The sequence below is a fragment of the Methanobrevibacter filiformis genome, from assembly GCF_001639265.1.
GTDB lineage: Archaea > Methanobacteriota > Methanobacteria > Methanobacteriales > Methanobacteriaceae > Methanacia > Methanacia filiformis.
The window spans coordinates 17,877-33,999 of record NZ_LWMT01000284.1 but is presented as its reverse complement, the minus strand read 5'-3'; the positions used below and the strand labels follow the sequence as shown (position 1 = coordinate 33,999).

The window sequence follows — 16,123 nt, the reverse complement described above, 5'->3', positions numbered from 1 at the left end:
AAACATAACCCACTTAAAACCCAATAAACTAAATAATAATCCTTATTTTAACTTAATATTACTTCATCATCACAATATAAACCAATAAATATCAATTAACTAATCAATGAATTATGGAAGATCTCCTTAAATACCTAAATTGAAACTTTGTGAAATTTTTTTAGTGTTAATAGGTGTTAATAGGGGATGTTTTACAATATTATAAAGGAATAAATGCCACTAATTTCATTAAATATTATATATTTAATCTTTATCTACTTAATAAACTAATTTTAAGGAAAATGGGAGTATATATTTACTTATTACTTTTCATATTTATTAATAGTAAAATATATATCATATTGATTATTATAAATATAATTTAAGTAATCATTTAAAGTATAAGGTTATAAATTAATATAAAATATATTAATAATAGTTTTATTTATCTAATTACTTACATTATGGAATAGTAAGTCGAAGACAGCTGCTGAGCTTTTAGCTCGAGGAAACTCCGTCCACCACACAGAACTATAGTGTCTAAAGGCACATGCTGAGAAGTATGACTCTGGAGCAGAAACGAAACGTCTTTTAATGAATGATTATGATGCATTTTGCAGATTGACATTAAAAGGATCGGTGAAACGGCCAATCTATAGGGTGCAAGAACAAAACAGCCAATGACAACTGTTAGAGGCAAAGTAGTTCGCAAAGATGAATGCTGTTAAACAGAAGATGGGTTACTCATGTACATACTATTCCATATAATAATATTACTTTGCTTATTTTTAAATTAATAATTAAATTAATAAATCAATAGCTATTTCTTCAATTTAACTGCTACTTATTTTATTTTTGTTTGATTGTTGACGAGTTTAGGATTTAACAGAAATTATGAAGTAAATAAAGGTAAATAAAGCTACTATTATATATATTAATAGATATTTAAATAATAGCTTCTTTAAAGAATTTAGGTACTAATCTACGATATAATGGACTTTCTTCTGTGTAGAACTTTAAACGACTGTCTAATATATAAGTATTGCAGTAGTCATCTTCAGCTCTCATTCCTCTTCCATATGTTTGAACTAAATTCATTATTGTTTGATAGGGATACCAATACCTGTCTTTTTTAGCTCTCATGTTGACTTGTTTGTCCATTGTACTTGGAAAAGGTAGTTTATATATAATTTGAAACCTGCATTTTTCATAAGGTAAATCAATGCCTTCACTCATTGAAGGACTAAGTAAAACTAATGGTTTTTTGCTTTTTTCAAACTTTCTTAATATTTTTGTTCGATTATCAGAATTATGAGTTATAACTCGGGGATCATTGATATTGTTAGCTATATATTGCGCACATTGGTAACTAACTGCATGAATTAACCCTTTTTCATCTTCATGATTGTCTAAAATATTTTTAATCATTTTAATTGTTTTAGGTGCATTTTTAGATAATGTGTTGAATTTCATGTCTACATTATTTGTTGAGTTAATAGGTCTTTTATCTGAAGAAAATGGTGTTTCAACTTTAATGGAGTATACTTCTTTTGGATTTAGTCCTAACCATTTAACAAAGTGTTTATAATCCAGAATAGTGGCACTCATAAATAAACAAACTTCACCAAATTTTAAAAGATACTCTTTTGCATATTCATGTATTTTTAATGGTTTGAAATACAAACTCTCTTTATTATGAACCATTACCCAATTTTTAGGGTCTTTTTCAATATATTTTACAAAACGTTTATATTTCTCTATTTCTTCTTTTAAATGATGGATTGTTCTTTCAGTTTCAGTATTATTTTTTGAAATATTCTTACTTTTAACTTTAGTCTTTACTTTTTTCAATTCTTTTTTATATTTCCGAATTAAAAAGTTTATAAAGCTTAACCATGATTCAGACCCTTTATTTTCCATATTCATAATTTCTTCAGAGCTTACTTCAATCTTAATTTCATTTTTTAACTCTTCTTTAGATATTTCAATTTCAACAAAACTCATTATTTTCTTCTCAATATTGTGTGCTTCATCAAGTATTAACAATTCTCTTTTTTTAAAATCGTGAGGATAGTTAAATTCGTATAATCCATAGTCATAATTCATTATAACTGTATCACAGTTTATACCATTTGATTTTTGATCTAAATATTTACAATGAGTGTTGCTTCTCCAACTTGATTTTTTAAAAGCATGTTTTGACCATTCAAAATCATCAGAGTCTATATTTGTGAGCCCGTAGCCGCAATTAAAATTATATCTTTCCATACAACTTCCACTATCACAATTTAAATCTTTAGAAGTTCTACTTAGATTCTGTAATTTATCTAAACATTTAAAATTATTTCTACCTTTAACTGCTTGAAATCCAAGGTTTCCAAAGTCATTAATGTATTGCTCTTGAAGTTGTTTAGTCATTGTTAATATAAAAGAAGGATTGTATATTTTTGCAAGTGTTGCAGCAATCACAGACTTTCCAGTTCCAGTTCCTGCTTCTAAAACAATATATTTATAACCATTCTTAATTGCATTATCAATTTCTGAAATTATCTCTAATTGTCCTTCTCTAGGATTATCAAAAGGAAAATTATCTTCGATTTCTTTTGAAATAATTTTTAAATCATTTAATTTACTACTTAACTTATCATTTAATTTATTATTATTTACATAATTTTCATGAATTATATTTTGCCTCAAATTTTTTTCAACCAACATTAAAATTCCTCAAAACTCTCAAAACTCTATTTAAATTTCTTAAATCAAATTTATTTTAAAATAATTATTATAAGAAATTTTGTCTAATTTATATTATGATTTATAAATATAGAAAGTTTGTCCAAGAGCATTTGAGAAGTAATATTTGGAATAATACTTAAAATTAAGGTAATAATTTAGGGCAAATAATAGAGTAATTAGAACATACAAATTAAAGAGGATGTTTTATAATTAGTATGAAAAGAATCATTTTTTAATTTAAATTCCCATGGTTTCTGGAGCACAACCACAAGGATGTCCTTTTTCTAATTTTCCATTGTTTATGATGAAAACCTCTTGAACATTAAATTTTTTAATAGCTATTTCTAAAATAGCATATGCAAGGAAATTTGTGTTAACTATAATATTTACAAAGATATTTTTATCTTTAATTGGAGGTTCCATAATATTTTCCAATTCTTTATAAAATTTATCAATATTTTCCATATTTAACTCATATTTAGAGATATTTACTCTTCCTAAATCCCATTTTACTTCTTCACGATTGTTGTTAATATATATTACATTTTCTATATCTTTATCTACTTTATATTTTATTTTTTGAGTACTTTCATTAATTATTCCTGTAGTTAGTGTGTTATCTTGGATATTAGTAATTAAATACATTGCTATACCTCTTTTATCTTAACATATCCCTTTTGATTTTAATTTTTTACCACATTTATTATATCATAAACTTTATATATAATGTAAACTATTTTTTACATATGGAATATATTTTTTACATTTAAGTTATTGATTGAATTTTACATTTGAATTATTGTTGAATTTTAAATTTTATAATTTAGATTAATCTTTATATTATATGTTCCAGATTTATATTTTTAGCTGTATGATTAAATAAAGTACAGTTAATAAGGTGTGAAAAAATGAATATTATGGGAAACATTAAAGAAGCTCTTATATATCCCTCTAAGGATTGGAATAAAGTAGTTACATTAGGAGTATTTTTCTTTTTGCTTGGAATTATTAGTCTTATAGATATGTTAGTGAATGTTGCATCAGTATTTAATCCAATGATACTAAGTGCAAATGTAGCAGCAAGTTTCATTGGAACATTAGTTGGTTTAAACCCAGCTTTAATTACAGGGGATATAGTTGGTGGAGTTACTCTCTTTGGTTTAATATGCGATATCATAACATTCGTTATAGTGATATTTATCCTAGGTTTTGTAGTTGATATTATGAGAAATACAATAGCTGGTATAGATTCTAATATTTTAAATTTTAACTTTACTAAGTCATTTAAAGATGGATTAAAAGTATTGGTAGTTTCTATAATTTATAACATAATTCCAGCAATAATAACATTTATATTAGGATATTTTACTGTAATCACTCCAATGGTTAGCTATATTAATAACCATGCTCATGATGTTGTTTCTACATCAATTCCAACATTAGTATCATATAATTTATTTATTGTTGGTTCAATAAGTTATATTTTAACAATTATTGCAAGTATATTTTTGATAGCTGCACTTGCAAGATTATCTGAAACTGATAACATAAAAGAAGTTATTAATATAAAAGGCGTGTTTAATAAAATAAGAGAAATTGGATGGGGAAATTACATAGTATTTTTAATTGTACTTGGAATTATTTTAATAATAGCTACTGCTATAATAGCTGTTTTTGCAATTATACCCTTTATAGGTATTTTTATAGCAGGATTATTATTTTGTCCATATTTAGTAATTTTTGTATCTAGGGCAATAGGTATTACTTACAGGAGAAGCTTATAAAATAATTATTTTAAAATAATAATCTATTTAGTTAAGTTAAATAACCGATTAAATAAGAAAAAATTTTATTTATTTATTTATTTTATTTATTTTATTTATTTACATGATTTAGATTATTAATAATGAAATTGATTTTAATAGTGGGTTGGAAGATTATATGAAAAGAATAAGCAGCTATATAAAAATATGTTGTTAAGAATGTTCTTATACCATTGGATTAAAGTCAAAATAATTTAAATCGGAAACAATAGGCAATAATTGATGATGGAGTTTAAAAAAAAGAATAAATGAATTAATTTACTTTACTTTATACCAAATAACAGGTTTTTTAAGTTTATAATAAGTAAATTTAATACTATAAGGTTTATAACCTTTAGGTACTTTTATTCTTTTATCATATTTCACTTTGTATGATTTAGTTGTATATTTATTTTTTTTAACCTTTTTTATCTTAGTATATTTTATTTTAACAGTACCTAACTTATAACTTGTTTTAGTTAATCCCCTAGAAATAATAATAGTATTTTTTGGTATTTGTTTGCTAGTTTTTATATTATAATAAACAATAACATTATCATTCTTTTTCAATTTAATTGTAGTAATAACACCATAATTTCCTTTTCCAACTTTAGTTTTAATTTTATATGTTTTACTAGTTGCTGCACTAGCACTAGATATTAAACCAAATATGCACAAACTAAATAGTATTATTATTAAAATTTTACTCACTTTCATTTTTACACATCTCTTTGCTTTTATAAAAAATTTTCAGTTAAATCATAGAATCATTAGATAATTGCTCTGTTTTGATTCACTAACTAGCGATTAGTTAATAATCACCCTAAATAATCATTAATTTCATTTATAAACTAATATAATTTATATTATTTTTTTATTTATTATATAGTTTTTTAATTTATTATATTTTTTTAATAATAAATAATTTTCATTCATTTTTATTAACTCATTAATAATTTTATTACATTATTATCTCTATCAATCTTATAATTAACACTGTATAATTTTAAACTAATAACTAATATTAAGATACTTGCACTTAATGTGTTGAATATAATTAAGTAAACGAATGATATAATAGGACATAAATTATTAAATCTCTTTGGGATATGATATAGGGGGGAGTAACTAGTTAGAAATTAATCAATTTAACAAAAATAGATAGAAAATTATCAAATGAACAATTATTTAATTCAATATATAAAATTAGTTAATAATATTAATAATATTACTATGGATTATTATATATTATGATTTTATTTAAGAAAATGGAATTCATAGCTAGCTAATTAATCATAATTCTTTCATACATATAGTTATTATTTCAAATTAATAAAAGCATTTCTTATGTTTAAAATGCTTAAATTTTGGAATAGTTTTTGTTCAAACTTTTTTCAAAAGTTTGTTTCAAATTAATAAAAGCATTTCTTATGTTTAAAATGCTTAAATTTTGGAATAACTTTTGTTCAAACTTTTTTCAAAAGTTTGTTTCAAATAATTAAAAAGAAAATAAAATTTAATAAAAAAAATAAGAGTGTTTAATGGTTAATAGCATCTTTAACCTTATCGAAGAATCCTTTTTCATATTTATTGATTTCTTCTCCACTTATTGATGCAAATTCTTCGAGTAATTCTTTTTGTTGCACATTTAGTTTTTGAGGAACTACTACTTGTACTGTAACATATAGGTTTCCTTTTCCTGATCCATGTAAATATGGCATTCCTTGTCCTCTAAGCCTAAATACACTGTCACTTTGTGTTCCTTCTGGGATTTTAAGTTCTACTTCACCATCTATTGTTGGAACATCAATTTTATCTCCAAGACTTGCTTGAACAAAACTTATTTGTTTGTCTAAGTATAGATTTGGTCCTTCTCTTTCAAAGAATTTGTGTTGCTTTATGTAGATTCTGACATACAAGTCCCCGTATCCTGCATTTTTCTCTCCAGCATTTCCTGCTCCTGGGACTCTAAGTCTTGATCCTTCTTCAACACCAGCAGGTATTTTAATATCGATATTTGTTTCTTCTTGGACTCTTCCTTTTCCATTACACTCTGTACATGGATCTGTGATGATTACTCCTTCTCCATTACATTCTCTACATGTTGTTACATTCATCATCTGTCCAAGAATGGTATTATGCACTTGTTTTACTTGTCCTGTTCCATTACATGTTCGGCATGTTTCAGGACTGCTTCCTGGTTCTGATTTGCTTCCATTACATCTTGGACAGGTAGTGTATCTTCTCACTCTAATCTCTTTCTCAACACCACTTGCTGCTTCTTCTAAAGTTATACTTACTTCTCTTTGAATGTCCGAACCTCTTTGAGAACCTCGTCTTCTGCTTCCTCCTCCAAATCCAAACATATCAAAGATATTTCCTACATCAAACCCGCCAAAACCTGAGAATATGTCATCAAAGTTCGCATTTCTAAATATGTCTTCAGTGGAGAATCCATCCATTCCAGCATGACCAAATTGATCATATTTTTGCTTTTTATCTTCATCTGATAAAACAGCGTAAGCTTCACTTATTTCTTTAAATTTCTCTGTAGCTTCTTCTTCCTCACTAACATCAGGATGGTATTTCATAGCCAATTTACGATAAGCTTTTTTTATCTCTTTTTCATTGGCTTCTTTTTCCACTCCAAGGACTTCATAGTAGTCACGCTTTTCTGCCATCGATTCACCTAGTATAAAAAGTTGAAATAATAGCTATAGTATAGTAAAATAGTCAATATTTGTTGTTTTACTAATAGCTATTTAATAATAATTATTTTAATGTTTATTAAATAATTTAAGTAATATAATAAAAATAAATAGTTAAAAAGGTTATAATTGAATTTCTAATAATTAAATTTAAAGAATTTTTATTAAATCTAACAGAAATATCTTTAATTTTTAAACTTAATAAAAATATTATTAATATTTTATTCTTACTCGGTATTTATAATTTTTCTATAAAATTAATATAAATTAATATTTAATTAAATAGCTTAAATTAAATAGTTTAGATTAAATAGCTTAAATTAAATATTTTAGATTAAAAACAAATGATTTTATTATTTATCATTTTATCATTTGTCTTTAATTACTTGTTTTTAAGTATTTTATTGTTTAGCTATTTTTTAACTTCGTAGTCTGCATCAATAGTGTCATCATCACCATTATTATCTCCAGCTCCTGGATCTGCTCCTTGAGCTTCTTGAGCAGCTTGTTGTGCTTGTGCTGCTTCTTGGTAAATTTTTGCTCCTATTTCTTGAACTACTTTTGTTAATTCATCAGTTTTTTCTTTCATAGCTGGGAGGTCGTCTTTTGATATGAGTTCTCTTAGTTCTTTAACAAGGTCTTCTATTTTAGATTTTTCATCATCAGAGATTTTATCTTTTAGTTCTTCAGTTGTTTTCTCAGCAGTGTATATCATGGAGTCAGCATTGTTTCTAACTTCAATTTCTTCTTGTTTTTTCTTGTCATCTTCAGCATTTAGTTCGGCTTCTTTGACTTTTTGTTCGATTTCTTCATCAGATAATTTAGTTGAAGCTGTAATTGTAATAGCTTGTTCTTTTCCAGTTCCCATATCTTTAGCAGACACATTAATTATTCCATTTGCATCGATATCGAAAGTTACTTCGATTTGTGGGATTCCTCTTGGTGCTGATGGAATTCCAACTAATTGGAATCTTCCAAGTGTTGTGTTATCTGCAGCCATTGGTCTTTCACCTTGGAGAACATGTATATCAACGGATGTTTGGTTATCTGCAGCAGTTGAGAATATTTGGCTTTTTTTAGCAGGAATTGTAGTGTTTCTTTCGATTAATTTAGTTGAAACTGCCCCAAGTGTTTCAATTCCTAATGATAATGGAGTAACGTCAAGAAGAACGAGATCTTTGATTTCTCCAGCTAAAACACCTCCTTGAATAGCTGCACCCATTGCTACACATTCCATAGGATCGATTCCTCTTTCAATTGTTTTTCCTGTATATGTTTCAACGAATTTTTGTACAGATGGCATTCTTGTAGGTCCACCAACAAGGATTATTTTGTCAATATCTGATTTTGACATTTTAGCATCTTTTAATGCTTGTTCCATTGGAGTTTTAGATTTTTTAATAATTGGATCAACTAATTCTTCAAGTTTTGCTCTTGTAAGTTGATTGATTAAGTTTTTAGGACCATCAGCAGCCATTGTAATAAATGGTAAGTTTACTTCAGTTGTTAAGGTAGTTGAAAGCTCAATTTTTGCTTTTTCTGCTGCTTCTCTAAGTCTTTGAACTGCTTGATCATCGTCCATCAAGTCAATTCCAGTTTCTTTTTTGAATTCATCAGCTAAATATTTTAGTATGGTGTTATCCATATCAGTTCCACCGAGTTTAGTGTCACCACTAGTGGATTTAACTTCAAATACTCCTCCACCAAATTCCATAATGGTTACATCAAGTGTTCCACCACCAAAATCGAATACCAAAATTTCGAGTTCATCCTCAGATTGTTTGTCAATTCCATATGCTAAACTTGCTGCTGTTGGTTCGTTTACAAGTCTTACAACATCAAGTCCAGCTATTGTACCTGCATCTTTTGTTGCAGTCCTTTGGTTGTCATCAAAATATGCTGGAACTGTAATAACTGCTTTTTTAACTTCTTCACCAAGGAATGATTCAGCATCTTTCTTAATTTTTTGTAATATGGATGCAGATATTTCTTGTGGAGTATATTCTTTTCCTTGAACTTTCACTTTGTGATTTGTACCCATACTTCTTTTAATTGCACTAATTGTGTTTTCAGGGTTAGTTACTGCTTGTCTTCTTGCTGGTTCACCTACTAATTTTTGTCCATCATCAGTAAATGCAACATAACTTGGAAATGCCTTTCCGTATTGACTTGCTCCTTCTGCACTTGGTATAACTGTAGGTTTCCCACCAACAAGCACTGCAGCTGCAGAATTACTTGTTCCTAAATCTATCCCAATAATTTTTTCTTTTTTATCTGCCATATTTGTCACCTTAATATTTTTTTTAATGATTTTAGTTTTTAATTTTAGTTTTTAGTAATTTTTTATTATAATAATATTTTATTATAATAACAGATTTTAGTATAATTTTAATTAATAATTAAATAAAGTTGATTTTTTAGTAATTATCTATTTTAACTATTTTTTTATTTATTATTAGCTATTTTTATTTATTATTAACTTTTTTTATTTATTATTAGCTATTTTTTAGGTTTTTTACAGACTCTAACTTTGGAATACTTGATTATTTTATCTTTTAATGTATATCCTTTCATAAGTTCGTCTATAATCTCTCCATTTTCATGATCTTCGCTATCTTCTGCCATTAAAGCTTCATGTTTAAATGGATCGAATTTCTCACCTTTTGCTGGAATTTCTTTTACTCCTTCTTTTTCTAAGGTGTTTTTCATTTTTGAATAAATAAGTTCTAATCCTTTTTTTAGGTCTTCTTTGGTTTTAGCATTTTCCAAGGCCCTACCTAAATCTTCATAGCTGTCTAATATTTTCAAAATAAGTCCTTCATTTGCAAATTTAACAAGGTCTTGTTTTTGCTTTTCATTTTGCTTTTTGAAGTTTTCAAAGTCTGCTTGAAGTCTTTGAAGGTGAGATTGGTATTCTGCTAATTTTTCATCTTTTTTTAGAAGTTCTTCTTCTAAAATAGCTATTTCATCAGATTCTATTTCTTCATCAGATTCTATTTCCTCACTTTTTTCTGAATCTTTATTCTTTTTTTCAAGCTTTTCATCTTTAAGCTCTGGATCAGACTCAGTATTCTTTAGTTTTTCATCTGATTTTTTCTTTTTATCCTCATTAGCCATTAATTCACCTTTTATTATTTTCTATTGATAATATCATAATATGGACTATCGAAGTAAGAAAAATACTTTTGTTCTATTTAATAGGATTGTTTAAATGGGTTTTTTAAGTTTCATCTTGAACTATGTGATCTACATGGTTAATTTTAAAGATGAGTAATCTACTATATTATAGTAACAAAAAGTTATCTTTCTCAATATATTATAGTAACAAAATGTTATATAAAGTTTTCTATTTTTAATAACCAAAAGTTATAAAATGTATATTTTTATTAATTTCTTATTTAATAAATAATACAGTTTTATTTCACATTTAGCTATTTAATAATGGTTTTATTTTTGTTTGTTTTTCATTTGAACTAATTATTTTTTTAATAGCTATTTATTTTAATGTTATTTTTTTATATTAACTCTTATATTACACATTATTTAGTTCAAGAGGCACTGTTTTTTTTAATGTTCATTATTATATAAATTAATTATATACTAATATTGAAGTATTATATAATAGATTAAAGTAACAAAAAGTTATATAAATGTTAAAAGATATAATAACAAACAATGTCAGATAATTCACAAAAATCTCAAAACTCAAAAGATTCCCAAAATCCCTTTGATGATGTAGGTATAGAGGATATTCTTGATGTTATGGGATGTCGTACCCGACGGGAAATAATAAATCTCCTTAGAGAAGAACCTAAATTTGTAAGTGAAATCTCTAAAGAATTGGAGATAGGTCAGAAAGCAATTATAGAGCATCTTCGAGCTATGGAAGAAATAGGTATATTAACCTCTTCATTTAAAAAAATAGTTCGTGGAAGACCTCGTAAGTATTATGACATGCCAAATGACTTAAACATTAATATCACAATCACAAAAAATTCTTTAGATATTCAAATCACAGAAGACATGTTAAATCTAAAACAACTACCTTCTGGCGATGAATGGTCTAAATTATTAGATATAGAAAAAAGAATCGATCAAGGGCAATGGGAAGCTATTGAAGAGTTAAAAAATCAAATTAGATTATATGATAATCTAAAAAAAAGAGCAGAATATATATTAAAACGAACAATTAAGTTGTAATGGGATGTTTTTGAAGGATATGTAGTAATGAAATGTATGGTAAATGAACTATGTAGCAATTGAAAGTATTTGGTTAATTTAGCTATTAATTCACTCTATATTAAGTTTATATTAGTTGAAAAACATATGGTTTCAAAAATTTGAATAGTTTTTAGTTATAGGTAGTTATAGATAAATTTTTTATATATTTAGATTAGTTTAACTGTAAAATAATAAATAATATTTAAGTTTTTTGGATAATTAATTATTCTTAGCTTTCTATTTACTTATTCATTAATATCCTCACAAAAAACTAATAAAACCAATAAAACTTAATAACTGCTTAAATAATTATTGTATGTTTTTAGATATAAACTTAACATAAAATAAGAAGTGTACATATGATTAATAAATAAAAAAAGAAAATCTCTTAAAAAATAATAGAGATTAAAAAATTTAAATTTTATATTTTTTCTATGATGTGCATTTAGTCAACGGATTCTTTTAACAATTATTATAATACTTAATAAACTTATTAAAAGTATAGTCATTGGATTTCCTGTATTTGCACTTTTAACATTCCTGGAAACACCATTATTCACATAGTAGGATTTATTAGTTTCTTTACTGTTATTTTTGTCTTTGTTGTTATTTTTCTTATTGTCATTTTTGTCTTTGCTGTTATTATTATTATTTGATGTATTTTTATTAGAATTATTATTCTTAGAATCATTTTTTTTAATTATCAGTGATTTATTTGAAGAAGAGTTCAAATATTTATAGTCATTTTCGTATTCTGCTCCAAGAACAAGTTTTCCTGATTGTTTTACTTTATAATAGAACGTAGCTATTCCATTTTCATTAGTATATCCATTAGAAACTTTTTTTCCATTTATAAGTAAATATACACTCTTATTTGCAAGAGGTTTATTAAACTTATCTTTTAATTCCACATTTATTTTCAAACTTTTATTAACTACAGGATTATCTGATGTTATTTTTATTTTAGTTGGTATTTTAAAGGAATTAACACCTAAAACAACTGTATCTTTACAGGTTATCACATATAGCTTTGTATCATTTGATATTGGAATATTAAGATAGAAATCATCTGTTTCTTTACCTGAAAATGTAGCTAATACATTACCATATATGTCCACTATTTTTGTTGTAAAATCTGGGATAGCACTAAGATTTCCAGTATCATTTGTACCATTTAAATGGAATCCATAATGTATTTTCCACTGACCATCAACATATCCAGTTGCTACGATTGTTGATACATCTATGACATAATAATCTAAAAGAGTAACATTCTTGAAGTTATCTGTACAATTGTTCCCTGCCCAATTTCCGCTAGCAGTATTATTATCTCCAGTACCATTTATGACAACTGCAGAACCATTATTATCAAAAATATTGTTAGAAACATTTTTGTTATTTGTGGTTCCATTATTGTTGATTGCTGTGCCAGTATTATTGAATGTATTTCCTGAAACATTTTTGTTATTTGTGGTTCCATTATTGTTGATTGCTGTGTTGTTGTTGTTGAATGTGTTGTTAGCTATATTTGTATTATTTGTGTGTCCAGTGTTGTTGATTGCTGTGTCAGTATTATTGAATGTATTTCCTGAAACATTTTTGTTATTTGTGGTTCCATTATTGTTGATTGCTGTGCCGTTGTTGTTGAATGTGTTGTTAGCTATATTTGTATTATTTGTGTGTCCAGTGTTGTTGATTGCTGTGTTGTTGTTGTTGAATGTGTTGTTAGCTATGTTTGTATTGTTGTTAGTTCCAGTGTTGTTGATTGCTGTGTCGGTGTTGTTGAATGTATTTCCTGAAACATTTTTGTTATTTGTGGTTCCATTATTGTTGATTGCTGTGCCAGTATTGTTGAATGTGTTGTTAGCTATATTTGTATTATTTGTGTGTCCAGTGTTGTTGATTGCTGTGTTGTTGTTGTTGAATGTGTTGTTAGCTATGTTTGTATTGTTGTTAGTTCCAGTGTTGTTGATTGCTGTGTCGGTGTTGTTGAATGTATTTCCTGAAACATTTTTGTTATTTGTGGTTCCATTATTGTTGATTGCTGTGCCAGTATTGTTGAATGTGTTGTTAGCTATATTTGTATTATTTGTGTGTCCAGTGTTGTTGATTGCTGTGTTGTTGTTGTTGAATGTGTTGTTGGCTATGTTTGTATTGTTGTTAGTTCCAGTGTTGTTGATTGCTGTGTCGGTGTTGTTGAATGTATTTCCTGAAACGTTTTTGTTGTCATTTGTTCCATTGCTATTAATTGCTGTGCCGTTGTTGTTGAATGTGTTATTGGTTATGTTTGTATTGTTGTTAGTTCCAGTGTTGTTGATTGCTGTGTCGGTGTTGTTGAATGTATTTCCTGAAACGTTTTTGTTGTCATTTGTTCCATTGCTATTGATTGCTGTGCCGTTGTTGTTGAATGTGTTGTTTGCTATGTTTGTATTGTTGTTAGTTCCAGTGTTGTTGATTGCTGTGTCGGTGTTGTTGAATGTGTTATTGCTTATATCTGTGTTGTTGGTATTGGTATTGTTGATTGCTGTGTCGTTGTTACTGTATGTGTTATTGGTTATGCCTGTGTTATTGGTTTCGTTGTTGTTGATTGCTGTGCCGTTGTTGTTGAATGTGTTGTTGGTTATATCTGTGTTGGTGCTGTTAGTGTTGTTGATTGCTGTGCCGTTGTTGTTGAATGTGTTGTTGGTTATGTCTGTCTTGGTGCTGTTAGTGTTGTTGATTGCTGTGCCGTTGTTGTTGAATGTGTTGTTGGTTATATCTGTGTTATTTGTGCTTCCTTCAATATTAACTCCATCACCATTGTTGGTAAAATTATTTCCAGTGACATCTGTATTACTGACTGTTCCATTATTATCTGGAGTAGTGGAACTAATGTTTAGAGCAGGAGTATCATTAGATGATATAGAACCATTAGTATTATTGTTATCAGATACTGTATTATTTATAACATTAGTATTACTAATATTACTTGAACCATTTTGAGTTTTAGAAGGATTTGGCACTTTAGAACCAATTTGTATTCCAATATTATTAATATCAATATTATTATTTTGAATATTAATATTACTTAAAATAGTACTTCCACCAATTTCTCCACCATTGGTACTGTTACCAATATTGGCTATTGAATTAATGTTAATTCCATTATTATTTGATTGGACTACATTGTTATTAATGTTAACATTACTAACTGAACTATTTCCACCAATTATATTCCCATCAGTACTATTACTAGAACCTGTACTTGAATATATGACGATTCCGTCATTATTAGTGTTAATTGCATTGTTTCCAACATTGACATTACTTATCTGACTACTGCCTCCAGATACCGTACCAGTATTTGAACTTGAATCTCCTCCAACTGAACTTACACTTACACCAGTACTATTGGAGTAAACTGTATTATTCTGTAGATTAAGATTACTGATTGTGCTGTTTCCAGCAATAGCATTACCAGATGAACTTTGAGCATTACCTCCAGAACTACTAATATTATGGGCATTGTTACTAGTTACAATGGTATTATTGTTAATATTGATTCCAGTAATAACATTATTTCCACCAGAAGCAGTACCATTGTCACTTTGACCATCTCCACCATTTGTACTCAATACAACACCAGTATCGGCGTTAATATTGTTATTTTGGATATTTGAATAAGTAACACTACTATTTCCACCAGAAGCATTTTGATTAGTACCTATTGTATTTTGTCCACTTGCAGAAGACTCTATATAAACGCCATCTTTAGAAGTGTTAATATTATTATTGTTAATATTAAAATTAGTAATTTCACTATTACCTCCATTAACATTACAGGAACCTGCTGTTAAATTCACACTGTTATCTCCAGAATTTATAGTATTATTCTGGATATTGATATTACTTATTTGTGAATGTTCAGTTGCATTGTTAGATACTGAAATACCTGTACCATTACTTGAATTAATAGTATTGTTGTTGATGTTTACTCCACCAGTACTAATATTACCATTGCCAGAAACATTAATAAACACAGATGTATTTTCTGTAGAAATAATATTGTTATCAATCTCAGTATTACCATACTCAGTTGAGTTAGCATTTATAGAAATTCCATTAGTAACATTAGTGATATTACTATTCTGAACAAGTATTAGTCTTGATGTTGAATCAATAGCTGTAATATAATTAGAAATATTCAATCCATAAATCTGAACATTTGAACTATTAATATTGAATAAGTTTGAAGTTCCATCACCAATAATATTGGCTAAACCATTAATAACAATGTTATGAGTGATATTCAGGTCTTTTAGGAAATTAAAAGTACCTGTTAAAGTTAAAGAGTAATCAGTGTTAATAGCATTTTGTATTTCTGCTAAAGTAGAATTATCACCATAAAATGTTGCAGCATTAGCAGAATTCATAGAAACTAAAAGGATAATTACTACTGTAATAGAAACGATTAAACTTTTTCTTTTTATATTTTCACCTCCATTTTATTATTAAATTTTTTATAACTTTTTCATGTATTTACAAATAAGTTCTTAATATATTAGATAAATTACTAAATATTATATCAAGAAACAAACTTTATTTTATAATATAAATACATAGTTATATTTATGGTCTATTATTTGTTAAATACTTAACTATGTTTATAAGGATTTTACATGAAATAATTTTGATAAG

Annotated in this window: 9 protein-coding genes and 1 other RNA gene; 3 read left to right on the top strand and 7 right to left on the bottom strand. The window is 26.8% G+C overall.

Annotated elements, in window-relative coordinates; genetic code table 11:
- The first annotated feature begins 451 nt into the window (after positions 1–451).
- Positions 452–735, top strand: an RNA gene (rnpB, locus tag MBFIL_RS09580) — RNase P RNA component.
- 189 nt (positions 736–924) lie between these two features.
- Here the strand turns inward: rnpB and MBFIL_RS09575 are convergent.
- The gene (locus MBFIL_RS09575; protein ID WP_066973930.1) at positions 925–2,694 is read right to left on the bottom strand and encodes a helicase C-terminal domain-containing protein; all 1,770 of its coding nucleotides are present in this window, start codon (positions 2,692–2,694) and stop codon (positions 925–927) included.
- A gap of 258 nt (positions 2,695–2,952) precedes the next feature.
- Complete coding sequence (locus MBFIL_RS09570) at positions 2,953–3,360, bottom strand: hypothetical protein (protein ID WP_066973928.1); 408 nt, start codon at positions 3,358–3,360, stop codon at positions 2,953–2,955.
- Positions 3,361–3,623: 263 nt separating this feature from the next.
- Between MBFIL_RS09570 and MBFIL_RS09565 the strand changes: the two genes are divergently transcribed.
- Positions 3,624–4,499: a DUF4013 domain-containing protein gene (locus MBFIL_RS09565; protein ID WP_066973926.1), complete on the top strand. Its 876-nt coding sequence runs from the start codon at positions 3,624–3,626 to the stop codon at positions 4,497–4,499.
- A gap of 297 nt (positions 4,500–4,796) precedes the next feature.
- On the opposite strand, the gene MBFIL_RS09560 is transcribed toward MBFIL_RS09565, so the two are convergent.
- The 4 genes from MBFIL_RS09560 to MBFIL_RS09545 all read right to left on the bottom strand — a co-directional run bounded on the left by MBFIL_RS09560 (position 4,797) and on the right by MBFIL_RS09545 (position 10,342).
- Complete coding sequence (locus tag MBFIL_RS09560) at positions 4,797–5,234, bottom strand: hypothetical protein (protein WP_066973924.1); 438 nt, start codon at positions 5,232–5,234, stop codon at positions 4,797–4,799.
- A gap of 821 nt (positions 5,235–6,055) precedes the next feature.
- Positions 6,056–7,198 carry a molecular chaperone DnaJ gene (dnaJ, locus tag MBFIL_RS09555; protein WP_066973922.1) on the bottom strand — a complete coding sequence of 381 codons (1,143 nt, stop codon included), beginning with the start codon at positions 7,196–7,198 and terminating at the stop codon, positions 6,056–6,058.
- A gap of 439 nt (positions 7,199–7,637) precedes the next feature.
- The gene (gene dnaK / locus MBFIL_RS09550) at positions 7,638–9,506 is read right to left on the bottom strand and encodes a molecular chaperone DnaK (RefSeq protein WP_066973920.1); all 1,869 of its coding nucleotides are present in this window, start codon (positions 9,504–9,506) and stop codon (positions 7,638–7,640) included.
- Positions 9,507–9,724: 218 nt separating this feature from the next.
- The gene (locus MBFIL_RS09545) at positions 9,725–10,342 is read right to left on the bottom strand and encodes a nucleotide exchange factor GrpE (protein WP_066973918.1); all 618 of its coding nucleotides are present in this window, start codon (positions 10,340–10,342) and stop codon (positions 9,725–9,727) included.
- Between the two features lie 645 nt (positions 10,343–10,987).
- Here MBFIL_RS09545 and MBFIL_RS09540 point away from each other — a divergent pair.
- Positions 10,988–11,425 carry an ArsR/SmtB family transcription factor gene (locus MBFIL_RS09540; RefSeq protein ID WP_394328424.1) on the top strand — a complete coding sequence of 146 codons (438 nt, stop codon included), beginning with the start codon at positions 10,988–10,990 and terminating at the stop codon, positions 11,423–11,425.
- Between the two features lie 470 nt (positions 11,426–11,895).
- On the opposite strand, the gene MBFIL_RS09535 is transcribed toward MBFIL_RS09540, so the two are convergent.
- Positions 11,896–15,858, bottom strand: coding sequence for a beta strand repeat-containing protein (locus MBFIL_RS09535; RefSeq protein WP_066973915.1), 3,963 nt, complete (start codon positions 15,856–15,858; stop codon positions 11,896–11,898).
- Positions 15,859–16,123 lie beyond the last annotated feature (265 nt).